Origin of the sequence: Bradyrhizobium sp. AZCC 2230, assembly GCF_036924495.1 — a bacterium.
GTDB classification, from domain to species: domain Bacteria; phylum Pseudomonadota; class Alphaproteobacteria; order Rhizobiales; family Xanthobacteraceae; genus Bradyrhizobium; species Bradyrhizobium rifense.
Window position 1 is genome coordinate 3,783,089 of record NZ_JAZHRS010000001.1, and the last position, 23,610, is coordinate 3,806,698.

The following is a 23,610-nucleotide window of genomic DNA, read 5'->3' on the forward strand; positions in this document are numbered from 1 at the left end:
CGCCTGGATGACTGCCTTCATTTGAGAACTCGACGGCTCGCAACGAACCGGACTACTCGGCGGCCGCCGCATGTATCTCGGTGCCCGGCCGTACAATCTGAAGAAAGGCAGAAAGTGCACTGGAGACGTAGGCGTCTGTGCGCCGAATGAAGACGGTCTGCACTTCAGAAAATTCGGATTCCAGTTCATGCACGGCGACTTGGCCGTCCCGCCATGCCGCAACAACCACTCCCTTTGGCAGCAATGTAATTCCAACGCCCGCCCCCACACAGCCGAGGATTGCATCTATCGAGCCGAATTCCAAAGGCTGCGCCACAAGTATTCCCGCCTTGGTCAACAGATTCTCAAGCCTTACTCGATAGGAGCAACCAACACGGAAGACGATTGTCTTCAGTTCATTGATCGAGGAAAGGTCTTCGATGCCTCGAATTGAACGAGGCGTTACCAAGACGAGTTCTTCCCGAAACAGGCACTCCTGTTGCAAATCTGGATGATCGACCGGCCCCGCAACAAACGCCCCCTCCAGTCTGCACTCGACAACGTCCTCAATGAGACTGCAGGTCGTCCCGGTCGTCACCACTGGACGAACCTTTGGGTAAGCCTTGGTGAAGCTTGCAAGCACCGACGGAAGCCGAATCGCCGCGGTCGTTTCAAGAGTTCCGATTTCAAGGACGCCACCCGGGATGCCGTCATCCCTTGCGGCCGCCTTGGCGTCGCTGAGGAGCTTGGTTATGCGTGCCGAAAAGGGGAGCATGCGTCGTCCAGCCGGCGTGACCTTCACGCCGCGTGCATGACGTTGAAATAGCTGAATACCAAGCTCAAGCTCCAGCGCCCTCACGCGCGCGGTCACGTTGGATTGGACAGTGTTCAGCTCAGCGGCCGCTCGGTTCATACTGCCGTGCCGGGCAACTGCCTCAAAAACCCTTAGATCGGTCGCGTCCATAACAAGCCCTATCTTCTGAAGCGAACGGTTCGGCACCAAGGCGCTTGGTCGAGTGATTATCTTGATCCAAGCTACCCGTTTTACAAGGCCGAATCCGAACGGCTTATGCCCGTTTTCGAAAACAGACGCGCTGCGGCAAGCTATCACTAAAAAGAATACCTATATCTCAAACGCAGATACCCGCACGATGACAAGGATTGCCGCCGAGGCCCTGTCTAACGATTCGTCGTCCCATCAAATTGGAAGCCGTTGGTCACCGATCAGACGTTGCCGATCCCGCAGCGAAACGAGTGCACGGCAAAGGGGAGCCAACGGCTTCGCCGTCCTTGGGAGGGGGAGCGTCGAGGGGCGTCAACTGACGCCGTTCGGTCACTCCAGCGAAACACGGGCGTACCTGCCGAGCATTTCCTTGGCCTCGGTAACGACACGCCGCACGACGTCACCCGCCTCGGGCAGGTCATGAATCATGCCGATTGACTCCCCGACCGTCACATTCGCCACATCGAAGTCGCCGACGCGCGACGCCGCCTCCACTTTCTCCAATTCGTCGGCCTGTAGAGCCTTTAGCTTCTCTTCGTGGCCATGCCACTTTTCGATGAACTCATTTTTCATGAGCCGCCCAGTGTATCCTTCCGGCCAAGCTCTCTGCCTTACGATATCGTACACGCTGGTTCGTATCGTCTCATCGCCCGAAGCTGCCACCACCTTGGCTTTGGCATTCGGATGGATAAGGGCCTCCTTTGTTGCCCAAAAGCGGCTGCCCATGAGAGCGCCTTCGGCGCCGAGCATCAGAGCCGCAGCAAGACCTCGCCCGTCAGCGATCCCGCCCGCGGCAACAACGACCACGTCGGGTGCGTATTTGCTCAGAGCGTCGACCACCGTTGGGACGAACGGCAATGTCGATCGGGCTGTTTGGCCGTGACCGCCCGCTTCCGTGCCTTGCGCTACAACAACATCAGCCCCGACATCGGCGGCTCGCCGCGCTTGATCGACCGTGTGGACTTGGCAAATGAGTGGCACCCCGGCTTGCTTGATGCGCTTTGCAAACGGTGCCGGATCAGCAAATGACAACATGATCGCGCGTGGATGACGCTCTATTGCGAAGTCGAGCAATTCCGGTTGTTTTGCAACCGACCAAGTGATGAAGCCGCACCCCACATCGTCGCGCGTGATCTTCGCTGACTCCGTCTCGAACCAGGCGCGGTCGCCATATCCGCCGCCAAGCAGGCCGAGCCCGCCGGCGGCCGCAACCGCGGTGGACAGGTCTGCGCCTGCGGCTGGCGTCATCGGCGCAAGGATGATTGGGTGCTCAATACCAAACAACTTCGTTAACCGCGTCCTGATCATCGTCCTACCCTTTTCACCGTTAGGCCAGCTTCTCTGCCATGTGACTTCTCATCACCCCGATGCCCCTGAATAATGACTGGCGCCTCGTCTTAGGACGTTCGGCGCTTGACCAACCGCGCGGCCTTCCGAAGGTCGCTGGATTCTTTCGCAAACACCTGACGCCGCCAATACTCGCTAGGCGGAAGACATTCTTTCGCGGCGTGCACGAATGATGCCTTGTTGAATCACGGCATCTGTCGAGAGGCGGGAGAATTGCGCTTTGAGACGTGGCACGGCGAAATCGACGAAAGCCCGCACTTTGGGGACAGCGAGCCGCCCCTGTGGGGAAATCAGATGCAGAGGAACCGCGGAAGCGTCGTCCTGCGCGAGAAGGATTTGTAGCCTGTTTTGCGAAAGTTGCTCCGCAATGTGGTAGGAGAAGAGCCGGGTGACGCCTCGCCCCTCGACGGCCGGAGCGATAGCACCGCGAACACTATTCACCACCAGGCGTGGCGTAAATTGCACCGAACGGGGTATCGACGATCCCTTCGCCGGCGGAAAGCTCCACGAATCGATTCCGAAGTGAGTCATTGCGATGATCTTGTGCTTTGCAAGATCAGCGATCTCTTCGATTTTCGGATGCACCGACAAATACTGGGGCGACGCCACTACGACGCGCCTAACCTCTCCCAACCGGATCGCGACGAGCGCGGAATCGGTTAAATTGCCGATTCGCAAGGCGATATCCATGCCCTCATCGATAAGCTTGACCGGTCTATCCAGCAAAAATAGTCTGACGGAGACGGTTGGATAGACGTCCATGAACTCGTCCAATACCGGACGCAAGATATCTTCTCCCGCTGCGACCGGAGCTGTTATGGTCAACGTGCCACGCGGGGTCGACCGTTCACCTGCCGCGACGAGATCAGCTTCGTCAAGATCTGCAATGACGCGGCGACATACAATCGCATAGCGTTCCCCCGCTTCGCTCAGCTTGAACGACCGCGTCGTGCGATGAAGAAGGGTAACGCCTACGTGCGCCTCGAGAGACGCGAGCGCCCGGCTTATCGCAGCCGGCGATCGTCCCAGCTTGCGTCCCGCCTTCCTCAAGCCTCCCTCATCGAGGGCGGCAACAAAGATCTTCATAGCGTCGATACGGTCCACTTACCCACCACTTGACACGAGATGTCGATCAACGCCTCAGCTTACGAACGAGGTATGCGCAGTTCGACAAGTCCCTGGCGGATCGCGAACTCTTTCCCGCACTCGACTATGCATCGCAGATTCCGCGACCATATTGATTAAGGCTAGGCAGTCGCTAGCGCCACCATCAAACGGTTTTTCTAGATAGCCCTATCTTCTCTGGAGATTGGCGGGCGGCCTACGCGGGAATCCCCGGCTTGGCTGATTAATTCGCACAGCCCATCGAAGCTATCCATCGCCGTTGGTCGATCGATCCAAGATCTTGGCCACCAGCCTTATCGACGCGACATCGATCTACTCCACGTATCGCGCAACGGATGGTCCCGTTAGGCGCCAATCCCCCTCAGGTTCTGCCTTGGTGATCGATACCAGCCAGCAGACAAGCAGCGTCAGTGGCAAGGTGACGAGCGCCGGAGAGTCGTACGGAAAGATCGCGGGACCAAGACCCAGCACCTTTGACCAGATCGTCGGGCCCATGGCCGTTAGAACAACCGATGAGATAAGCCCGAAGGTGCCACCGATGACTGCACCACGAGTCGTCAGGCCCTCCCAGTAGATTGCCAGGATCAGCAAGGGGAAGTTGGCGCTGGCTGCGATCGCCGTCGCAAGCGCAAGCAGGTAAGCCACATTCTGGCCCTCGCATGCCAGTCCGAGCAATATGCCGAGCACTCCCAATGCCACCGCGGAGATCCGCGACACTTGGAGCCGCGTGCGCTCAGTAAGTTGCCGTCCGGACAAACCGACGACGAGGTCGTTGGCAGCTGACGAAGCACCCGCTATGAGCAGTCCGGAGACGACTGCCAGGATCGTCGCGAACGCAACCGCAGAGATGAATCCCGCTAGAATGCTTCCGCCAACGGCCCTCGCCAGGTGGATGGGAGCCAGATTATTTCCGCCAAAGAGTGCGCCATTGGCGCTGGCGTAGGTGGCATCGCCACGGAGGAGCGCGATACTGCCATATCCGATAAAAAACAGCATTACAAAGAACAGGCCGATCAGGCAGGTCGCGTAGAACACTGACAGACGCGCTGCGCGCTCGTCGCTAACCGTGAAGAAGCGCATTAGGATATGAGGCAGACCGGCCGTACCGAACAGGACCCCGACGCCTAGCGACAGAGTCGCAACTCCATCCTGGGCGAAACCACGAACATCCATGATCCCGTGGCCGATCGGATGATTGCTCACCGCCGTCTTGAAGAGGTTCGACATATCAAATCCGAACCTAACCAGGACCAGCGCCGCGATCATGGAACTTCCGCCAATCATCAGGATGGCCTTGATGATCTGCACCCATGTGGCGGCGCGCATGCCGCCGAGGGTCGAAAACACAATCATGAGCGCGCCGACCATGATGATCGCTGGCGTATAACCAATTCCGAACAGCAAGGAGATAAGCTCGCCAGCGCCGACCATTTGCGCGACGAGGTAGAAGCTCACGATTACGAGGGTAGACGAACCGGCCAGAATACGAACCGGCCGCTCTCTCAGTTTATGAGTCAGCACGTCTGCAAAGGAATACTTCCCAAGGCGACGCAGTGGCTCCGCAACGAGAAACAGCACAATAGGCCAACTGGCCAAATAGCTTGCGGCGAGGAACATTCCGTCCAGGCCGGAAGCATAGATTGCACCTGACAGTCCGAGGAAGGCGCCGGCCGACATGTAATCGCCCGCAATGGCCAATCCATTCTGTCCTGACGAGATTGAGCTTCCTGCCGTAAGATATTCCGATGAACTGGTTGCGCGGCGCGCCGTCCAGAAGCTGATGAGCAGCGTAAGCACTGCGAAGACTACGAAGAACAAGATGGTCGAACCGTCAGCTTGGCGAACTTGAGACTCCGACTGCGCTGAGTACGCCGATCCGCCAATACCGATGCTATATGCAATCGCGAGCAGGAGGCGGCTCATGCCATTCCGTAACATACGCATCACTCAATCTCCGTGCCGCATGAACACGAACAACCCGGTCAGGATGACGCTGACAGCCATACAACTGGCCAACGCGATCATCGCTGGACTAAAGGTAGTTGAAGCAATGGCGGCAGGCTCCGGGTGCCGCGCGCTGTAGATCACGAAGGCCATCATCCCCAAATACGCGAGGATCATCGCGAGCATCAACCGGACGCGGAGCGTATCTGGCCTGTTGGCAGCAGCGCGCAATGGACGCACTTCAGCGGTTCTGTGCATATTTCCTACCCTGCATTGAATTATTTGCGTCGCATATTTTGCGATCGTGTCGGTTCAACGCTAGGCAACCGCTGGCGCCACCATCAAACGCATTTTCGAGATAGCCGTATCTTCTGCTGAGATTGGCGGACGGCCGATCTTGCATTCGCAAGCTCTATCGATCGCCCTGCACGGCTCTGCCGGAGCGATTCAGCACCACCGATCGACCGGTCGCGGAGCTCCGGCCCCCGTCCTATCGACGCGACAGATACCACGTTCAGTTCAAATCGCTTCGCCTGCACATATCAAGTTCATAGGCTAGTTTTGGAAGCCGAACTGGAAAACATCTGGCGACGGCACGAGTGGTGGATGTGCTCACGAACGACCCAAATGATGATCGACGTTTCCATCAAGAAGATGCTCCGTACTTGACCATGCGACGGCGGCAACCACCAACCGGCGATTCCGACGCAACCATGGCATCGACGGCATCAACTCATAGGTTCTTCTCGGGAGATTCTTATGAAGCTCTATTGGTCGCCGAACTCCCCCTACGCGCGAAAAGTCGTGGTAGTTGCCAAGGAGCTGCGGATCGACGATCGTGTCAAACTCATTGAGACATCCGCGGTGCCGACCAAAGAGAACTCTGAGCTTTCGGCACTCAATCCGTTGACCCGCATACCGACGCTTCAATTGAATACTGGCGAGACTCTCTTCGATAGCAGCCTGATCTGTGAGTACCTGGACGAGTTCGCAGACGGTGGATTGCTGCCGGCGCTTGGGCCAGCTCGCCGGCAAGTGCTTAAGCTCGAACTGTTTGGCCTGGACATCATGGACCGGGCTGTAGTCTGCCGCCAAGAAACCCTACGGCCTGAAGGCTACCGCTGGAGCGGATGGGTCGACGCTCAGTTTGGTCGGATCGGCAAGATCCTCGACGTCCTTGACGCCAACGCGCCGGCACTCGATCCCGATCTCGGCACCATAACAGTCGGTTGCGCACTTGAATATCTTGACTTTCGCTTCGGCGACCGCCCCTGGCGATCGCAACGACCTCACCTGACAGCCTGGCACGAGCAATTAGCTTTGCGGCTGAGCATCGCAAGCACAAGGCATCCTCAGTGATCAGAGTTCCGAGAACAGCGGCTTGCTCGTTAGCCGTCGTACAATTGTGCAGGCTTGCCACACTCAATCCGCTGCCCCTCGGCGGAGCCGGTCGCTTTTGACTGGCAAAGGAGATCACCACCCTTCTGGTGCGTTCTCCCAGACTCGCCGGGATCTTCTTGAAGGTCCCGGCGCTTTTTATGTCATTATGTCCGCTGCAGTGATCTGAGCAGCGAATTTTACCGTCGCTCTCTCGATTGATGGCGTTCCTATCTCGGTAGACCCTCGAAACGACGAAGCCGCCCTGCGCCACAGCGATGAGCTGTCATCGCTAGCTCGCTGGCGTCGAGACGTTTCACGAGCTCGCCGTTAGTTTGCACCTCACGAAGGCTGTCTGCGAGGATCTCCTGGAGTATGCGGAAGTAGCCCCCGCGCGAGTGGATGGCGAAGCACCCTTGGCTCCGCAAATGGCTTGGTACGGTCAAAAGCTCAAACCACTCCGCCAGTTGGCGGAGAAACCCTCTCGTCGCGTGAAGGTCTCACTTCTACCCATCGACTTCGACGCGATAGTTGAGACCGACATCAGCACTCCGCTGAGGTCGGTCCGCAACTTACGACTTCGTCTCCAGGATGACCTCTAATTCGACCGGCGTGTCCATCGGTAACCTTGCAACGCCTATCACAAGCCGAGCTGACATCTTGTCCGGGCCAAACACCTTGTTGAACAGTTCAGAGGCACCGTCCGCCACCCTTGGCTGATCAACAAGATCGCCCGAGGTCGCAATATAGACGCCAAGCCTGACAACGCGTGTGACCTTGTCAAGCGATCCTAGCCTCTCTCTGGCAACAGCCAAGGCATTGAGGGCCGCAAGCTGCGCCGCCTCCCGGCCTGCCGCGCCGTCTAGTTCCTTGCCGACACGTCCAGCAAACTTCGGCTTCTGATTTACCACGGGTAGCATGCCGGTCAGGAACAGCAGATTGCCGGTCTGCACTGCCTCGACGTACGCGCCGAAAGGCTTGGGTGCCTGCGGGAGTTGGATACCCAACTCCCGCAGGCTGACTTCCGCGCTTACCATCTTCCGGAATGCGCGCCGCCATCAACGTGCAGCGATTCACCGGTAACATTCTGCGCTTCGGTCAAATAGACGATCGCATCGACGATGTCCTTGACGCTGGAGACCGTGCCCAACGGGGCAAGAGTCTTCAGGAACTCGTGCGGATCGTCCTTGTGCAGGGGGGTGTCCACCATGCCGGGCGCGACCGTATTAAAGCGGATGCCCTGCTTCGCATATTCGACTGCCAGGTTGCGGGTCATGGCCTCCAGGCCGCCTTTGGTGATCATCGGCACCGATACGGTTAGGCCTGCGATCGGGTTTTCGACCAGCGACGAGGTGACGCCGACGACACTGCCGCCCGATTTCTGGGCCAGCATCTGCTTCACGGCATGCTGCGTGATGTAAAGATAGCCTTCCAGGTTGGTTGACGACAGCTTCTTCAGATCTTCACCCGTGTAATCGGTAAATGCCTTGGGAAAGAAGATGCCGGCATTGTTGACCAGCGCGTCGATCGAACCGAACTTGCTGATTGCGGTCTGAGCAACCTTCGCGGCCACCGATGCGTCACCGATATCGCCGTCAACCAGCGCGAGCTTGGCGGACGTCGGCAGTTCCTTTGACTTGCTCACGCTGCGAGATGTCGCAACGACGTTGTAGCCCTTGTCGAGGAACGCCTTCACGACGCCGGCACCGATACCCTGGGAAGCACCTGTTACGATAACTGTCTTGCTCATGATGTTCTCCGTTGTTTTGGATTGGTCGTCGGAAGGTCAGTCGCTTGAACCTTCCGCTCGAAACTTCACTGCGTTGCGACGATGTCTACGCGCACGTCGAGGCTGTTCCGCGTCGCATTCGAATAGGGGCAGATCTGATGAGCCTTCTGCACCAGCGTCTCAGCATCAGCTTTTGCCAGCCCGGGCAGAAGAACCGCTAGGCCGACCTCAAGACCGAAACCACCCTCGGCACGCGGGCCAATTCCCACCGTTGCTTTGACGGTGGTATCGGCCGGCACCTTCGGGCCACCTTGCGTGGCGACGAACTGCATGGAGCTGAGAAAGCAGGCAGCATAACCGGCGGCAAACAGCTGCTCCGGATTGGTGCCCGGGGCACCATCGCCACCCAGTTCTTTGGGCCGGGTCAGGCTGACCTTCAGGTTTCCGTCGGGCGTTGCGGCATGACCGACACGGCCTCCCGTCGCTGTGGCATTGGTTCTGTATAAGACATTGGTTGGCATCGCGTTCTCCTCTTCATGCGGTGTCGGTCGCTGGTAGGAGGGAGAATGGGAGCTGCCGGCTTGATTGATTAGGCGGAAATATCTGGAATTACATTTCCATTTATGGAAAAATCGCGAAAATGGCTGATCTGAATGACATTGCTGTATTTGTGAAGGTCGCGCAGCTCGGAAGCTTTAGCCGTGCTTCGCACGCTCTTGGCATGCCGGTTTCCACCGTGAGCCGGAAGGTCTCGGCACTCGAAGCGGAACTGGGTGTCACGCTGTTGCAAAGGACGACGCGCAAGCTCGCGCTCACTTCGCAAGGCCAGGATTATTTCCACGAATGCAGTGAGCCGCTGAACCTCCTGTTCGACGCTGAGCGGGTTTTGACACAGACCCAGAGGAAGCCGGAGGGCGCACTCAATATCTCCGTACCCGTGGTTTTGGGGCAAGATCCTTTTCTCGAATTTATCTCTGATTTCCTGAAACTCTATCCGAGGATCAAGGTCGACCTTTTCATCACCAACCTGTTCCTGGATCTGATCGCAGAAAATGTCGATGTCGGCATTCGCTTCGGTGAGCTGAAAGACTCGACCTTGATTGCCAAGAAGCTTGGCAGCCAGGTCCGTTATGTCGTCGCCTCCCCCGAATATTTGAAGGATCGCAAGCCTCCAACCAAGCCCGCCGACCTCGGGCTACATCAGTGTGTCTTGCTCAACGGCAAGAATAACGAAGCAGAGTGGGAATTGCTGAATGGACGAAAACGCGCGGAAATCCGGGTTGCGGGCCCTATTTCAAGCCGGGACTTCCAATCCGTCAGCACGTTTGTTTATCGAGGGCACGGCATCGGTCTTTTGCCATCGACCTATTGCAACGACAAAATCGAAAAAGGTGAACTCGTAAGGTTGCTGCCCGACTGGGCTTCGAGGCAACTCGAAGTGCACGCCGTCTACCCCACAAGGAATTTCTTGCCTTCAAGGCTACATGTATTCCTTGAAGCGTTGAGGGCCTGGAAAAGCCCCCTGTGGACTTTACCTTAGTCGAAACGGGCTACATCCCGACGTTGCTGCGAAGGCCACCGAACTTGGTGGCGATGACCACTTGGTCGCGATATAAACCTGGAATTGAGAGATATTAGATTGGCGACGGCGGATTGGTCCCGCGTAACTGTTGACCAGGAGGCGCCTCCCAGGCGTTTTTCCGAGACTTGTCCGAGATCCCGGCCTCTATTTCAACCCGAAGACTGCCTCCTCCTGCTCAACGGCGAGGGAGCGGTTTGAGCAAGGACTTGGCCATCTCAGTGGCCTGATTGATGGCGTTTCGATCGCGGTAAACCCTCGAAACGACGAAGCCGCCCTGCACGACAGTTATGAGCATCAGCGCAAGCTCGCTGGCATCGAGGCGTTTCGCGATTTCTCCGTTGGCTTGAGCTTCACGAAGAGCTGCCGCAAGGAGCTGTTGCAGTTCGCGGAAATAACGTTCGACCGGTTTCCTCAACGAAGCCTCGGCGATGGACGACTCGCAAGCAAATCTACCCATCCTGCAACCCTTAAGCCCGTCGCGAGCAACGTCGAGAAAGCGGAAGACGCGATCCAACCCAGAACCATCCGTTCCGACGGTCTCGCGCGCGAACTCACACATTTCCTCGGACACCTCAGCCAGAGCAACCGACGCGAGGTCCAGTTTTCCCTTGAAGTGGTGATAGAGACTGCCTTGCCCTGCACCACTTTCTTCCAGCAAGTCGCGCGGACTTACGCCCTCGTAACCGCGCTCCCACATCAGTTTCTTGGCCGCCTTAACAAGCTCGCCCTTCGCCTTCATGACATCCTCATGATCGCGCCGAATCAACCGAACGTGATTGTATTCTGTAACTACTAGTATGTAAAGACAACCGCCGATAACGGGGATCAGCCATGTTTTCTCAAGGCGTGCGGCGATGATGGTACTATTATGATGAAGGCCACGTCTCCCTTTCACGCCGGCGAGCAAACGATCCAAAGCCTTGCCGGCGTGCGTGATCGCATGGAACTCAAGGGGCGCGCGGTCATCCGGGACTACATGCCGGAGCAGCATCGGGCGTTCTTCGCTGCGCTGCCGTTTATGCTCGTGGGAATGGCGGACCAGAACGGACACCCCTGGGCCACCACTTTGTCTGGTCCGCCAGGGTTCATGAATTCTTCGGACGCGAATCTCCTTACCATCAAGTCATGGCCCGATCCGGGTGACCCCTTGCATTCGTGTATTCGAGATGGTGCTCCGGTCGGGGGCCTCGGAATCGAGCTTTCGACGCGTCGCCGAAACCGGGTCAACGGCCGCATCGAAAATTGCGTTATCGGCGAAGGTTTCTCGATCAGGGTTCAACAGAGCTTTGGAAATTGCCCGAAATACATTCAGGCACGTAGCGAACGGTCGCGGATCTGCTCCAGGCTTGCGCCCGAAGCCCGAACAGCTTCCCATCTAGGCGATGACGACGTCAGCTTCATTACCGAGGCCGACACTTTCTTTATTGCATCTCGGTCGCCGCAACTCGACCCGCAAGACTCCTCGCAAGGTCTCGACATCTCCCACCGCGGCGGACGTCCCGGCTTCGTGCGGGTGATATCGCCAAACCAACTTAGCTTTCCGGATTATAGTGGCAACTTGCTCTTCAATACGCTCGGCAATCTGGAAACGGACGCGCGCACCGGGCTTCTGTTCATCGACTTCCAGAGCGGCCGGATGCTGCACATCATCGGCAGAGCCAGGATCTGCTGGGACGTTTCGGAGACGATGCGGTCCGCTGGGATCGAGAGGCTCATCTTTCTCGACATCCAATGCGTCTTGAACCGTGAGCGTGCATTTCCGCATTTGTTCGACTTTGTCAGCTACTCGCCGCATCTGGGGACGGAGGGTTAGGATTTCAAAATTCCCCAATAGGAAGTTTGCGATCGCTTGACACGAGATGCCGGCTTCGGCCGGCGGACCGCGAATGGCCGTCTTCGCAGAACAAGTAAGGAGACAGCGATGCTAAATCTAACCCGCCGGAACGCTCTGTTGACGGCAGCAGTTGCAGGAGCAGCGTTCGGCCTGCCCAAACCGGTCTCGTTCATCGAGGCTGCGCTCGCCCAGAAGGGACCGGAAGCCGGCAAGGGCTTTCGCCCGTTCAAGTTCGGTCAGGTCGAGGGGTTCATCCTGAACGATGGCGTTTGGGAAAAACCTCACGATCCGTCGTTTATCAAGGATGTGTCCGTTGAAGAAACCAAAGCCGCGCTGGCAGCCGCTGGAATCGCGAATGAAGTCGTGCCTATTCCATTCAATGTCACCCTGGTCAAGCTCGGCAACGAAACGGTTCTGTTCGATGCCGGCACGGGCGGTCAGTTTCAGCCCACAGCCGGAGCGATGATCGCCAATATGGCGGCAGCCGGTATCAAGCCGGAACAGATCACGAAGGTGATCGTTTCGCATTTCCATCCGGACCACGTTTTCGGGCTTATGAGCAAAGCTCCAGATAACACACCGACCTTCCCGAACGCCGTCGTCTACGTGCCAAGCAACGAATACAAGTTCTGGATGGATGAAAGCATCTTCACCAAGCTTCCTGAGAAGCAGCATGGCCTGCCCAAAAGACTTCAGGCGATGTTCCCACTCCTGAAGGACAAGTTGAAGCAGTACGAGTGGGATACGGAGGTTATTCCGGGTATCCGCTCGATCGCGGCACCGGGCCACACTCCGGGCCATACTGCATTCCATGTCGCATCAGGTAGCGAGCAGCTGATGGTGCTGAGTGACACGACGAACATGCCTGCCCTGTTCGCGAAGCACCCGAACTGGCACGGCGCAATCGATGCTAACCCGGTGCTTGCGGAAGCAACGCGGCGCAAACTGTTCGACCGTGCTGTGGCCGACAAGGCGCTCGTTACCGGCTACCATTTCCCGTTCCCGGCCGTTGGCAAGATCGTGACGGACGGCGCAGGTTACACTTTCGTACCTGCTGCATAACCAAGCACGACGCGGGCGGAGGCGGCCATCGATTCCCAATCGGTGGCCGTCTTCGGCGCAGCATCTTTTGATCCGCGAGACCACCTTGTTCGGACATCCGAAATCGCGTGTCGCCCGAACTGCAGCTCTGCAAAGAAGAAGGAAGCCAATGTCCCACGGCCAAAACCCGCTCGTTGCACCTCCCGAACAGCGCGCGGCGGCGCTCGAAATCGTCTTGAGACGCAAGGGCGAAATGCCCGAGACCTTCGTCCACGATTTCACAGAGCACGCAGAAGAGGAATGGATAACCGACAACGGCGCGCGCATGGTAGCACGTGCCTGGGTCGATCCCTCATTCCGCAAACGACTGCTAGCTGATGGTACCACCTTGGCTAATGGGTTTCGATTTTCCCAAGCACCACAGGAAACTTGTGGTCCTCGAAAATACGGCGGCCGTTCACAACGTCATCGTGTGCACGCTGTGCTCTTGCACCGCGTATACGATTATTGGCGCCGCGCCCGACTGGTACAAGGACCTGGATTACCGCGCCAGAGTCGTCCGTGAGTCTCGCACTGTCCTCCGCGAGATGGGGCTCGACCTGCCGGCGAGTATCGAGATTCGCGTCTGGGACACCACGGCCGACCACCGCTACATGGTCCTGCCGGTACAGCCCCCGGCAACAATTGGCTGGTCCGAGGAAGATCTCGCCAAGATCGTTACACAAGATTCCATGATTGGCGCCTCGCGCCTCCAGGCAACCGCGAGGTAAGCCATGGACGGTATGCATGACCTCGGAGGTAAGCAAGGCTTCGGACGTGTGGCATACCCGTCGCGCCCACACGAAGAGACCTGGGAGCCGTTGGTTCGCGCCCTTTCGGCATTCGCGCTGAAGAGTCACATCCACAACATGGATGAGTTCCGACACGCCATCGAGCGTATGGCGCCACGACACTATATCAATGCGCCCTATTACGAGCGCCATCTGACCGCTGTGGCTACACTCCTTGTGGAGAAAGGCGTCATCGCTCGCGAGGAACTCGAGTCTCACGTCAATGGCGGATTTCCGCTCGCAGGCTTCATCGGTCCGGGGCGACAAGCCGCTCCGCCACAAACATTCGAAATCGGCGACAGGGTGCGCGTGAGGAACGAATACGTGCCAGGGCACCACCGAATGCCAGGGTATATTCGCGGCAAGGTCGGGGTTGTCGTTGGCATTTCACCGCGGTACCCGTTTCCGGATTCCGCTGGGCACGGTGTGCAGGCTCCGATGGAGCCAACATGTGATGTACGCTTCCGCTCGCGCGACCTTTGGCCAGATAGCTGCGACGACGCTCTGAATCATGTGGGAGTCTTCTGGAGCTATCTCGAGAAGCTAGAATCGACGTAACGCACATCTCAATTAGTCTCGCTTTGCTGGTATCGAGATGAACGTTGACTGCAAATGGGCCTTCGATCCACTCCCCGTGCTCCGAGGCCCTAATCTCTACGACTTTAGGTGGTTGCCACCGCTTGCAACTGCTGGCGTCGCGGGAGTGAGGACGCCTCACGATGCACGGGCCGCAGCGCGCTCTCGTTCAACACGGTCCGTTACGTCTCGCGCCATGGCAACCGAGCCAAGCACATCGTCAGCCTCACCTTTGACGACTGCGAAAGTCATCTCCACGTATAGTTTGCGTCCATTCTTGTGAAGCGCGCGCGTTAGCGTCGGACGGCCCTGGAGCTTCATAGTGCCTTTTGTGATCGCTGCTTCGAAGCCGCTCCAATGTGAGGCCCTCAGATGTTCGGGAATAATCAGATCGAGACTTTGGCCGAGCGCATCCTCCGCAGAGAAGCCGAACAAAGCAACAGAAGCGCGGTTCCAGCGGACGATAACCCCCAGGCGGTCCGTAAAGATGATCGCGTCAGCGAGTTGATCGATAATCCTTTCAGTCAATTCCGATCGGTCTCCCATGGACACGCCTTTCGGATAAGAAGCCAGCGGTTCGATTGGGCCGCCTGGCGCGACGGATCGTCGACCAGCTGACGGCTGGCGTCAAGCTTTCGGCCAATGTCCGCTTTGCTTTCGTATGAGCCCTTATCAGTCAAAACCAGCATTTTTGCTAGGCGCGGCATCTTCGGCGTTATCCAGCGCGAGTTGCACCGCGGCCCATCGACTTTCGGGGCTTCGTGCGCAGACAATGGCATTCGCCGGCGTTGCTCCGCAGGCCATCTCAAACGGAGCACACTAGCTGCACGGAGCAACCGTCAGTTCAGCAGCCATGAGCGTACATGTCCACGCGCCGCGCGCGAGCTTCAAAGCCCGAGTTCTGAGAGCCCTGGATGGTCCACGGGACGCGGTCGTGAACGATCCCAGTGGAATTTGCGCTCAGATTCCTTGATCGGGAGATCATTGATGCAAGCAAAGCGCTTCTCCATCAATCCATTGGCGGCGAACTCCCAGTTTTCGTTCCCGTAAGAACGAAACCAGTTTCCGCTATCGTCATGCCACTCGTAGGCAAACCGCACAGCGATCCGATTCTCCGTGAATGCCCAAAGCTCCTTGATCAGGCGGTAGTCGAGCTCCTTCGCCCATTTGCGACTAAGGAATGCGACTATTTCGGTGCGACCTCGAATAAACTCCGATCGATTTCGCCAGTAACTGTTCGGCGTGTAAACCAGCGCAACCCGTTCAGGATCGCAGGAATTCCAGCCATCTTCGGCGCCTCGTACCTTTTGCGTAGCAGTCTCACGACTAAAAGGTGGAAATGGGGGACGGGTCTCAGTCACGACGAATTCCTCGTTTTAGGTTTAGATCAACAAAACGACGCAAGCTTGCTCGAGATACTTGCGAGGGGCCCTACTCGCTGCGCGGCTATGATCGCTATGCCTGTTCGGGTTATTTCACCAACGGCTCGTGGACGGCCGGCGCACCGTCCAGCCCCAAGATCGACGACAACGCCCCCGCAACGCGCACGAGGCTGGATCATCGTGTCGTGCTGGTTGCTTAACCGGCCGCAGTGACCGTGTCGCCGATGCGCACCACTCCTCCTTTGATCACGGTAAGATAAATGCCGAGATGAATGTGACCAAAACAACGCATTAGCTCACGTGGGACATTGATGTCCCGGATTGCGCTGTCGGGATTGACCTCAGTGGCGGGACAACGGCGGGTCAGCCGCATGCCCCGACACCGAACGGCACCCAGCATTAGCTCGTGGTCGAGCCACTCGTTCTCCACCCACGGGTCGAGTCCGTCGATGAGAATATTCGCCCGGAACCTGCGCGGATCGAGCCGTTCGCCGATACGCGCTTCGAGGTCCCTGACCGAGGCCAGGTTAAGCACCGATATAGCGTGCATGAGCTCGGACGAGTGCACCCCGACGTCGGTGAAGCAATGATTGGCCGCAGTGACGAGTCGCGGCTTCGATGATTTTTGATCTTCGGGAAGAAAGCGAGCGAAGAACGCTGCGATCGCGGCGCGACCCTCGGCGCAGTGGACGTTTGCCGACAATCCTTCACTGCCGTCGATCACCGACAACAATCCGGTGCTGCCGTCGTAAGATGTTTTCAACCGCGCCAAAGCTTCCTGACGTGCCAGCACCATGAACTCGAATTTGCTTAGCGGCTGAGGATTTCTTTCGTCAAACACGGTCGTGGGCAGCGCCAACGCAAATGCTCTGTCGCCTGACACGCCTCGACCAGCTTGCAATGTCACCGAGTTGAGCGGCTCAGATGAGAGCCCCTTGATCGGGTATCTAGATAATCTTGAAACCTGAGCTGGCATGACGTCCACTTCGTCGTAGGGGGGCTATGCAGTGACGTATCCTGCCAATTCGGTGAGCGTCGTCCCGATGACATCAGGCCTCACACCCAACTCCTCAATGGGCGCGTTCACGTGATTGACCCAGAAGGTATTGAGGCCAAACGATTTGGCACCTGCTGCGTCCCACCCTCCGAACGCCGCAAACACGATATTTTCGCGCGGCAAATTGAACACAACCTCGGCCATCTGATAGGCGCGCGGATCCGGCTTATAAGCCTTCACGCGATCAGTGCTCAAAATGTGCTCGAACAGATCGAGGATGCCGGCGCTCTGGCTCATTTCCGTCAGCATCTTGGGGGTCAGATTCGAGACGTAAGCGAGTCGGATCCCTGCTTGCCGCATCGATCTAAGCGCCTCGACCGCCTCCGGCCAAGGTTTCACGCGAAGGAAGGCATCCATGAATTTGTCGCGCGCGTCCGGCTTGAGCTCGATCTTCGCAGCCTTGAACACGAACACCAACGCATCGTCCAGGATGTGCCAAAAATCCACATAAGTCTGGTTGAGTGTTCTGAGCCAGCAATACTCGAAGATTCGCGTGCGCCAGGCACTGGCCAACTGAGTACCTTTGCCGGGAAAGATTTCATCAATTACCGCGTCAACCGAGAGCGGGTTGAATATCGTGAACGCATCGAACCCGATCGCCTTGATCTTTCCCACCGCCGTCTGCGCAGATGCAGCCGTGCCGAACACCTGCGCGGCTCCCCCTGCTACAGCGGCCGCGCTGGTCATCCGCAACAAGTCACGGCGGGTCGCTGTTTTGGGCTCAATCTGACGGATCATCCGAGTTTCCATAGTTGCTCTGTCTTTGGCGGTCAGTGCGGGGCACAACGATTGTAGGTCGGTGCACCTGTTCGCTGAACCTGGCTTGTCGTTCATGTGTTGAACGCGACTACGCGCGCAGTCAGCTCCAGATACGAAGAGATTGCCTGGGTATCTCCGAAGTTCGGTAGAACGTACATACTAGTTGGTACAATGCAAGTAAGAACTTTGTGTTGCGCGCTCGAGGGCGAGCACTATTTGGAAGCCATATCTGACAGCCGCTAGTGAGTGGCGGAGGATCCTCCGCGGTTTGAAGCGGTCTCTCGTCCGCCGATCGGCATCAGCGGGCTCCCTAGGCCGATTATCCCCGCTCGGGGCGCTCTGGCGTCAACCAATGGGGCCGGCATTCAGCCGTGATACGCAAACAGCTCGATTGGATCACTGAAGCCGCGCACCGGATATTCGCCGACGCGTTCGAGGTCGAAATCGCTGTTGACGAAGTCCGCGAACGCGCGGGACAGCAGCACTGTTCGCCCCAGTTGTTTGGTGAGGGTTTCGAGACGCGATGCCATGTTGACCGCCGGACCGATCACCGTGAAGTCGAGCCGGGTCTGTGACCCGATATTGCCGTACATGACGTCGCCGACATGGACGCCGATGCCGTAGTTGAGCGGCTCACGGCCGGTTTCGCCGTTCTTTTCGTTCAAGGCAATCATGGCCTGTCGGGCCTCAGCCACGGCATGCAGCAGATTTGCACAGGCCGACGGGTTGCTGAGCGGAAAGATGGCGAGCAGACCGTCTCCTATGAATTTCAGTATTTCCCCGCCATGTCGTGCAATCGGCTCCGACATCGCGTCGAAATAGCCGTTCAGAAGGTCAATCACGTCATCGCGCGGCCATTTGTCGGAAATCCCCGTGAAATCACGAAGATCACAGATCATGATGGCGGCGCGTACCGTCGTTCCGCTTCCGCGCCTGGTGGCGCCAGCCAGAACGAGTTCGCTGGCGTGCGACCCGACATAGGTTTCGAGCAGCGTTCGCGCCAGCCGGTTCTTCATACGGATTTCGCTGACCAACGCCAGAACCGGCAACAGCCTTAACAGGCCGGCGATATGCGCGTCGTCGAAACCTCCGGGCTGGTCGGTTGCAAAGGTCACAATATGCCGCTTGCCCAATGTATGGTACAGCGGCCACGCCACATAGTCAGTGAGGCCTTTCGCCCGCATCCTATTATAGAAGGCGTGCTTGCGGCTCAACGCGGGGTCGCGCTCCAGATTCTCGCGCACCTCGGCGGCCCCGTCATGGAGTTCGTTTGCGGGACTGTCGATGTAGTCGGAGCGCTCCCTGACATCGTAGTCGACTCTCCTAAGCTCGGCTTCGCGCATCCCGTCGGCCCACATGATCCGGGAGCCGAGCCACTGCGGATGGACAATCATGAGATGAAGCGTCGCCCGTTTGACCGGAACGCCCGCTCGCTGGAGCCGAAGGCAAAGCTCAGCGAAAATATTGTCGAGGAAACGCTCGTCGCGCGTGTCGTTTGTCAGCCAGTGCAGAACATCGCCGTCAGCATGCGCGGTGAGGTGATCGATGTTTCGCGACGCGTTCATATCTCGCTCCTGAGCCATGACCTTGGATCCGCCTCGAGGGGCCAGAGGTCACGAAAAATCCCCCTTGCTCGTGGAGGGACTGCGGCGTCGGTTGGACTCACCCGAGCGGCGCCGCGCTACGTAACGCGCTAACTCACGAACGGCGCGGCAGGAAGTCGACGACAAGTTTTGTCGTCACGGCCGGTTGTTCTTCCGTGATCCAGTGCCCGCAATCGGGGATCGTCGCAACTTCGACATTGTTGGCGACACCCCGGATCACCTCGCCGATCATAGGAGCGAATGTAGCTTCGCCACCCAGGGCCAGGACCGGCATCTGAAGCTTACCCTTCGCAAGGAACGCCTTGTTGTCGATCGCATCCTGGCTGAACGACAAGAACTGGGCAAAGCCCGCGCGCATTGCGCCGGGTTGCGCATAGAGCGCGGCGTAGTGCTGGCGCTTCGCTTCATCAAACCGCTCCGGGTGCCGGGAAAGTTCGTTCCAGAAGCGGTCGAGATAGATCCGCTCGCGGCCGGCGACCAGGCGCTCCATGTCCTTACCACCGAAGCCAAAGTGCCACATGGCCGGCTCCTGGAGGATTTTCTCCCAGGGGCCGATGCCGGGCAGCGGCGCATCGATCGCCACCCATCGGGTCACGCGCTCGGGGTGGGTGGCGGCAATTGCGTAGCCGACCATAATGCCGATGTCGTGCGTCACCAATTCGAACGTACGCGCACCCAGGACGTCCAGGACGCCCACCACGTCTACCGCAAGATTCTTCTTCTCATAGCCGCCATCGGGCTTCGACGAGAGGCCGGACCCACGTAAGTCGGGTATGATAATCGTGTGATCCTTGATGAGGGCGCTCGTCAGATGACCCCACATGTCGCCCGACGTGCCGAAGCCGTGCACGAGGACCACCGCCGGGCCTTGACCGCCGACCCGCACATGGATGGATGCACCGTTGGTTTCGATCGTCCGCGCCTGCATCGCAGCCGGAAAGGGATGAATTCCATCTACTTGGACATGCTCGCTCATCTGTTTGCTCCTGGTTTGGGCGCGTGCCGCGCCCATTAGTGTGAACTCGGCCACCGCGCCCAGGCCGATAGCTGTCGTGGTCAGAAAGTCGCGGCGAGAGGGATTGAGGTGCTTGATCATGCGAATTCCTCCTGTGCGGATCGCGGTCGGCTTGTACGGGCAAAGAGCCGCGCCGAAGCCGGAATCGAGTCTCCGACTATCGGTGGTCGAGGCCGGGCTCGGCATCGGCTGACTAGTTTTATAACGACCGTACTAAAACATGCAATAGATTTTTGACGATCGTGATAAAACAGCGCGATGGGGTATTCGCTCTCGCTACCCGACGGGTCCAGATGGCCAAGCCTAGCGAATTCGACGAGGACGCGACGCTCGAAGCCGCAGCCCAACGTTTCTGACGACAAGGCGCGCCTCAGGAACGGAGCGTGATCTACTGGCGGCGCGGGTCACGCCGCTGTGGCGATTAATCGGCCGACTTTGGCACCGCGACGCCGTCGTTCCCGATAAGCGGCTGGCCCAGCGCACCAGCGCCCGGCTGCGGCAACATCAGTGTTGTGGTCTGCTGATCACGCTCAAGCATCACCTCGCGGCCGTGCACCGCGCGCAATTTCCAGCCCTGGTAACCTTCGCCGATCTTCAGGCGCAACGCAGCCTTGGTTGCCTCGTCGACAAAGATGCCAAAACCCTCATCGCCGCCGTCGACGGTGCCGACCAGGAAAAACTGCGGACGTTCGACGCGCGGCGGCTCTGGAGGGGGGCGCGGTGCGGGAGATGCGGCCGCGACTACCGGCGGCGGCCGGCGCGACGGCGAGAAGATCGGCCGCTCGCGCGTGGCCGAGAGGCTCGAATGCAAAATTTCCCAAAGCGGATTGGGGCTGAGTGCGCGCTCCGGCCCGGGAGGCTGCGCTTCCACCGATCGAACGATGATGCTCGGCGCAGGCGTCGCTGGTAGCTCCCAAACCGTTGGGATTGATGGGTCATCGGCATGACTCGGCGCGTTGAGATCGGGCGCGTCAGTCGGCAATGCACGTGTTGCCGCCGACGCGGCAACAGTAGCGGCGAGCAGCAAGGCGCGCCTTACGCTGCGTTTGCCCAAGATCTGCCATCTCATGATTTCGCGCCCTGCCATTGCTCGGACGCTCTTTCGCCGGCATCCCGCCTCTTCACCTCCGAACACCTCTTGCGACGTAACCCCGCAGAGTTCTGCGCGAATGATCGGAACAGAACCCGCGTAGCAGCTCGAGAACCGAGAAAATTGGTTCTCGAGCCCTACGTCTCGACCAACCCGTGCGCTGCCGCACCGCTTCAGTTAACGATTGGCGCCAAGCCTTTGCTCATGCTGATGGTCGTCATGATCGTCGTGGCCAAGTCTTTCGTCGTCGTCAGGGCGAACACATTCAAAGCTGGATGCGGCAGCCGTGCTACCTCTTCCGTTATACTTCGCGATGTTCGGAAACGCGCATAACGGCCTCTGGAACGCGACGCCCTGATTCGGATCGTCATTCACGTATTTGGTAGCGTTGATCTGTTCAGGCACTCTCCCGTTCACCACCCAGTTGTCGAGTGCGGAAATGATATCGGCAGCTGGATCGGAGGGGTTCGGTCCGCTGGGGGTGAAGGCTTGTCCAAACGCATTTGCACCAGGTCCGCCGTTGCAGTGAGCCATTCCCGGTACCATGAAGAGACGATAGAACTCCCGCGTAGCTCCCTTCCCCATTTCGCGGTTCAGCGCGTGAAAGTAATCGAGGTCGTTCTGGGGTGAAATGGCGCTGTCACTCCAGCCCGCATACTGGATCAACTTGCCGCCATGCGAGGTGAAGACACGAAGATCGGGATCGATAGAGTTCGCAATTGCACCGAGCTCTTTGTCCGCTTGCTTGGCGTTATCGGCGGCGGTGAAAGAAGTCGGCGTCCATCCGGAGTTCGGAAACACCAGCTTCGTGAAGGTGCTGATCGCGAAGGCTCCCTGCAACCCCGCGGCTGGATTTCCAGAACCCGTTAGCCAAAGCGGCCAATCGACAAAGCTGTTCGCTTCTCCACTCCCGCCCTGATAGCCCGGGAAGATACCGCGGGGTCCGGAAAAGATTTTCTCGATGGCCTCTATCTTTTCTTTCGACAACGACAACTTCTTCGGGTCGAAGCCGCAGGCGCGCGGATTGTTCAGGAACTGATCCGTGCTCAGCCCTCCGTCCTTTCCGGCACATTCCGCCAGCGTGGACTTGCTCAGCGTGTCGAGGTCCGATTGCGAGAGATCTCCGCTGGAGATCCCTTGCAGCGCCGCGACGTTATAGGCAAACCCGCTCATTAGATGGGTCCAGTTGTTCCCCGGAGACCCGGCGATGATCCCGTCGAAGTCCCGCGGATAGTGCTGGGCCTCCATCAAGGCTTCCCGACCACCGTTCGAACAACCAAGGAAATAGGAGCGTTGAGGTCCGCTATTCTGGAACGCGAAGATGAGACCCTTGGCGACATCAGTGGTCTCCTTGATGGCCCGGTATCCCCAATCAACGACCTTCTCGGGATGACCTACGGCCCAACTAGTGTCGATGGCATTCGACTGATTGCCGTCGTCGGTCGCGGCTACGACATATCCTCGGCGCAGCGGATCGGCCATCGAGGTATACGGGACGGCGCCGCAATATCCGCCACACCCCACCTGAAGATATTTCAGATTCCAACCGGATTGCGGCAGCCAGACCTCGAACTGGATATGTGAGTCGCTGCTTGGTGTCGCGAACCCGGCCACCCGGCAGAACTTCGGCATATTCGGTAGTGTATCGGCGGCTGGACTAACGAACGTCCCCGCCGGAACAGTCTGAGCCATCGTTATCGTTGTCTTTGGTCGATGGAAGGTCTTGGCCAAATTCGAGCAACTGTCCGCTTTGGCGGGTGTTGCGGCCGCGAATGCCGTTGTCGCGAACGCCACCGCCACGAACGTTCTCAAATACTTTCGTGAGCCAACTGGATACTCGTCAAGAATCATTGTCTTTCCCTCCTCCACGTTTGCGCCTGAGAACCAGGCATCGAATTTGACGATCGCCAGTTGCGCGGACGTGCTCCGGCTGTTGTTATTGGAGTGCGATTTCCGAAAGACGGCGTCCACTCTACGGCGCCATACTCATCAGGCTGTTGGGTTGGCCTCGCTCGCGAGCGAAGACGTCGATCCGGCCAGCGCGCTCACGGGGCCGGCCGGATGAATCGGACGAAAAGAAGAAATGAGTGCAGCGCGCTGCCCGTGGGCCAGCTCGATGCCTGGGCATACAGCTGCGCGACAAGTCCCCTCCACCCAAATGCGCCGTCGGTGAAGTACCGGTTCGATTGAAAGACCTGAGTCCGGTGATACCCACGAGGCTGAGAGGCAATCCGCTGAACAGAGAATGCGGTTTGCAAGCGAACGTTAAGCCCATAGCGTTTCCTCCAAGCGGACTGCGCGGGCTTGCGCTTTTTGGAACGCTTGCATGCCCGACT

22 protein-coding genes and 1 pseudogene are annotated in these 23,610 nt (G+C 58.3%); 6 read left to right on the plus strand and 17 right to left on the minus strand.

Annotated elements, in window-relative coordinates; genetic code table 11:
- Window positions 1–52: 52 nt before the first annotated feature.
- The 5 genes from V1280_RS18150 to V1280_RS18170 all read right to left on the minus strand — a co-directional run bounded on the left by V1280_RS18150 (window position 53) and on the right by V1280_RS18170 (window position 5,656).
- A complete protein-coding gene (locus V1280_RS18150) occupies window positions 53–943 on the minus strand; it encodes a LysR family transcriptional regulator (protein WP_334526729.1) in 891 nt (296 codons plus the stop codon).
- Window positions 944–1,312: 369 nt separating this feature from the next.
- Window positions 1,313–2,290, minus strand: coding sequence for an NAD(P)H-dependent flavin oxidoreductase (locus tag V1280_RS18155; RefSeq protein WP_334526732.1), 978 nt, complete (start codon window positions 2,288–2,290; stop codon window positions 1,313–1,315).
- 174 nt (window positions 2,291–2,464) lie between these two features.
- A complete protein-coding gene (locus V1280_RS18160; protein ID WP_334526735.1) occupies window positions 2,465–3,433 on the minus strand; it encodes a LysR family transcriptional regulator in 969 nt (322 codons plus the stop codon).
- 333 nt (window positions 3,434–3,766) lie between these two features.
- On the minus strand, window positions 3,767–5,377 hold the full coding sequence (locus V1280_RS18165) for a sodium:solute symporter family transporter (protein WP_334526738.1): 1,611 nt from the start codon (window positions 5,375–5,377) through the stop codon (window positions 3,767–3,769).
- A 24-nt stretch (window positions 5,378–5,401) separates the two neighbouring features.
- Complete coding sequence (locus V1280_RS18170) at window positions 5,402–5,656, minus strand: hypothetical protein (protein ID WP_334526740.1); 255 nt, start codon at window positions 5,654–5,656, stop codon at window positions 5,402–5,404.
- A 501-nt stretch (window positions 5,657–6,157) separates the two neighbouring features.
- On the opposite strand from V1280_RS18170, the gene V1280_RS18175 reads away from it, so the two are divergent.
- Complete coding sequence (locus V1280_RS18175) at window positions 6,158–6,757, plus strand: glutathione S-transferase family protein (RefSeq protein WP_334526743.1); 600 nt, start codon at window positions 6,158–6,160, stop codon at window positions 6,755–6,757.
- Window positions 6,758–7,347: 590 nt separating this feature from the next.
- On the opposite strand, the gene V1280_RS18180 is transcribed toward V1280_RS18175, so the two are convergent.
- The 3 genes from V1280_RS18180 to V1280_RS18190 form a co-directional block, all read right to left on the minus strand.
- Window positions 7,348–7,812 carry a RidA family protein gene (locus tag V1280_RS18180; RefSeq protein ID WP_334526745.1) on the minus strand — a complete coding sequence of 155 codons (465 nt, stop codon included), beginning with the start codon at window positions 7,810–7,812 and terminating at the stop codon, window positions 7,348–7,350.
- The gene (locus tag V1280_RS18185) at window positions 7,806–8,525 is read right to left on the minus strand and encodes an SDR family NAD(P)-dependent oxidoreductase (protein ID WP_148776631.1); all 720 of its coding nucleotides are present in this window, start codon (window positions 8,523–8,525) and stop codon (window positions 7,806–7,808) included. The genes V1280_RS18180 and V1280_RS18185 overlap by 7 nt, the downstream gene beginning before the upstream one ends.
- A gap of 65 nt (window positions 8,526–8,590) precedes the next feature.
- Window positions 8,591–9,025, minus strand: coding sequence for an organic hydroperoxide resistance protein (locus V1280_RS18190; protein ID WP_334526749.1), 435 nt, complete (start codon window positions 9,023–9,025; stop codon window positions 8,591–8,593).
- A 119-nt stretch (window positions 9,026–9,144) separates the two neighbouring features.
- Here V1280_RS18190 and V1280_RS18195 point away from each other — a divergent pair, with 119 nt between their 5' ends.
- A complete protein-coding gene (locus V1280_RS18195; RefSeq protein WP_334526751.1) occupies window positions 9,145–10,044 on the plus strand; it encodes a LysR family transcriptional regulator in 900 nt (299 codons plus the stop codon).
- A 217-nt stretch (window positions 10,045–10,261) separates the two neighbouring features.
- On the opposite strand, the gene V1280_RS18200 is transcribed toward V1280_RS18195, so the two are convergent.
- Window positions 10,262–10,825: a TetR/AcrR family transcriptional regulator gene (locus V1280_RS18200; protein WP_334526755.1), complete on the minus strand. Its 564-nt coding sequence runs from the start codon at window positions 10,823–10,825 to the stop codon at window positions 10,262–10,264.
- A 129-nt stretch (window positions 10,826–10,954) separates the two neighbouring features.
- Between V1280_RS18200 and V1280_RS18205 the strand changes: the two genes are divergently transcribed.
- The 4 genes and pseudogenes from V1280_RS18205 to V1280_RS18220 all read left to right on the plus strand — a co-directional run bounded on the left by V1280_RS18205 (window position 10,955) and on the right by V1280_RS18220 (window position 14,349).
- Window positions 10,955–11,899 carry a pyridoxamine 5'-phosphate oxidase family protein gene (locus V1280_RS18205; protein WP_334526757.1) on the plus strand — a complete coding sequence of 315 codons (945 nt, stop codon included), beginning with the start codon at window positions 10,955–10,957 and terminating at the stop codon, window positions 11,897–11,899.
- 138 nt (window positions 11,900–12,037) lie between these two features.
- Complete coding sequence (locus tag V1280_RS18210) at window positions 12,038–12,982, plus strand: MBL fold metallo-hydrolase (RefSeq protein WP_334526760.1); 945 nt, start codon at window positions 12,038–12,040, stop codon at window positions 12,980–12,982.
- 232 nt (window positions 12,983–13,214) lie between these two features.
- Window positions 13,215–13,731 (plus strand): annotated as a pseudogene (locus V1280_RS18215) (nitrile hydratase subunit alpha).
- A 3-nt stretch (window positions 13,732–13,734) separates the two neighbouring features.
- Window positions 13,735–14,349: an SH3-like domain-containing protein gene (locus V1280_RS18220; RefSeq protein WP_334526763.1), complete on the plus strand. Its 615-nt coding sequence runs from the start codon at window positions 13,735–13,737 to the stop codon at window positions 14,347–14,349.
- 156 nt (window positions 14,350–14,505) lie between these two features.
- On the opposite strand, the gene V1280_RS18225 is transcribed toward V1280_RS18220, so the two are convergent.
- From V1280_RS18225 to V1280_RS18260, 8 genes are all read right to left on the minus strand, one after another.
- Entirely contained in the window at window positions 14,506–14,895 is a 390-nt protein-coding gene (locus V1280_RS18225; RefSeq protein ID WP_334526766.1) for a PAS domain-containing protein, read from the minus strand.
- A gap of 359 nt (window positions 14,896–15,254) precedes the next feature.
- Window positions 15,255–15,728, minus strand: coding sequence for a nuclear transport factor 2 family protein (locus V1280_RS18230; protein WP_334526768.1), 474 nt, complete (start codon window positions 15,726–15,728; stop codon window positions 15,255–15,257).
- A gap of 217 nt (window positions 15,729–15,945) precedes the next feature.
- Window positions 15,946–16,725: an MOSC domain-containing protein gene (locus V1280_RS18235; RefSeq protein ID WP_334526771.1), complete on the minus strand. Its 780-nt coding sequence runs from the start codon at window positions 16,723–16,725 to the stop codon at window positions 15,946–15,948.
- Between the two features lie 24 nt (window positions 16,726–16,749).
- Window positions 16,750–17,544 carry a haloacid dehalogenase type II gene (locus tag V1280_RS18240; RefSeq protein ID WP_334526774.1) on the minus strand — a complete coding sequence of 265 codons (795 nt, stop codon included), beginning with the start codon at window positions 17,542–17,544 and terminating at the stop codon, window positions 16,750–16,752.
- Window positions 17,545–17,930: 386 nt separating this feature from the next.
- The gene (locus V1280_RS18245; protein ID WP_334526777.1) at window positions 17,931–19,130 is read right to left on the minus strand and encodes an adenylate/guanylate cyclase domain-containing protein; all 1,200 of its coding nucleotides are present in this window, start codon (window positions 19,128–19,130) and stop codon (window positions 17,931–17,933) included.
- 133 nt (window positions 19,131–19,263) lie between these two features.
- Window positions 19,264–20,265 (minus strand): alpha/beta fold hydrolase, encoded by a 1,002-nt coding sequence (locus V1280_RS18250; protein ID WP_442895140.1) that lies wholly within the window; start codon window positions 20,263–20,265, stop codon window positions 19,264–19,266.
- A gap of 340 nt (window positions 20,266–20,605) precedes the next feature.
- Complete coding sequence (locus V1280_RS18255) at window positions 20,606–21,238, minus strand: hypothetical protein (protein WP_334526780.1); 633 nt, start codon at window positions 21,236–21,238, stop codon at window positions 20,606–20,608.
- 213 nt (window positions 21,239–21,451) lie between these two features.
- A complete protein-coding gene (locus V1280_RS18260) occupies window positions 21,452–23,245 on the minus strand; it encodes a tannase/feruloyl esterase family alpha/beta hydrolase (protein WP_334526783.1) in 1,794 nt (597 codons plus the stop codon).
- Between the last annotated feature and the right edge of the window lie 365 nt (window positions 23,246–23,610).

Coding starts and splice junctions, on each gene's coding strand:
- V1280_RS18150 (WP_334526729.1), bottom strand. CDS start 943: ATGGACGCGACCGATCTAAGGGTTTTTGAGGCAGTTGCCCGGCACGGC.
- V1280_RS18155 (WP_334526732.1), bottom strand. CDS start 2,290: ATGATCAGGACGCGGTTAACGAAGTTGTTTGGTATTGAGCACCCAATC.
- V1280_RS18165 (WP_334526738.1), bottom strand. CDS start 5,377: ATGAGCCGCCTCCTGCTCGCGATTGCATATAGCATCGGTATTGGCGGA.
- V1280_RS18170 (WP_334526740.1), bottom strand. CDS start 5,656: ATGCACAGAACCGCTGAAGTGCGTCCATTGCGCGCTGCTGCCAACAGG.
- V1280_RS18175 (WP_334526743.1), top strand. CDS start 6,158: ATGAAGCTCTATTGGTCGCCGAACTCCCCCTACGCGCGAAAAGTCGTG.
- V1280_RS18180 (WP_334526745.1), bottom strand. CDS start 7,812: ATGGTAAGCGCGGAAGTCAGCCTGCGGGAGTTGGGTATCCAACTCCCG.
- V1280_RS18185 (WP_148776631.1), bottom strand. CDS start 8,525: ATGAGCAAGACAGTTATCGTAACAGGTGCTTCCCAGGGTATCGGTGCC.
- V1280_RS18190 (WP_334526749.1), bottom strand. CDS start 9,025: ATGCCAACCAATGTCTTATACAGAACCAATGCCACAGCGACGGGAGGC.
- V1280_RS18195 (WP_334526751.1), top strand. CDS start 9,145: ATGGCTGATCTGAATGACATTGCTGTATTTGTGAAGGTCGCGCAGCTC.
- V1280_RS18200 (WP_334526755.1), bottom strand. CDS start 10,825: ATGAAGGCGAAGGGCGAGCTTGTTAAGGCGGCCAAGAAACTGATGTGG.
- V1280_RS18205 (WP_334526757.1), top strand. CDS start 10,955: ATGATGAAGGCCACGTCTCCCTTTCACGCCGGCGAGCAAACGATCCAA.
- V1280_RS18220 (WP_334526763.1), top strand. CDS start 13,735: ATGGACGGTATGCATGACCTCGGAGGTAAGCAAGGCTTCGGACGTGTG.
- V1280_RS18235 (WP_334526771.1), bottom strand. CDS start 16,725: ATGCCAGCTCAGGTTTCAAGATTATCTAGATACCCGATCAAGGGGCTC.
- V1280_RS18240 (WP_334526774.1), bottom strand. CDS start 17,544: ATGATCCGTCAGATTGAGCCCAAAACAGCGACCCGCCGTGACTTGTTG.
- V1280_RS18245 (WP_334526777.1), bottom strand. CDS start 19,130: ATGAACGCGTCGCGAAACATCGATCACCTCACCGCGCATGCTGACGGC.
- V1280_RS18250 (WP_442895140.1), bottom strand. CDS start 20,265: ATGATCAAGCACCTCAATCCCTCTCGCCGCGACTTTCTGACCACGACA.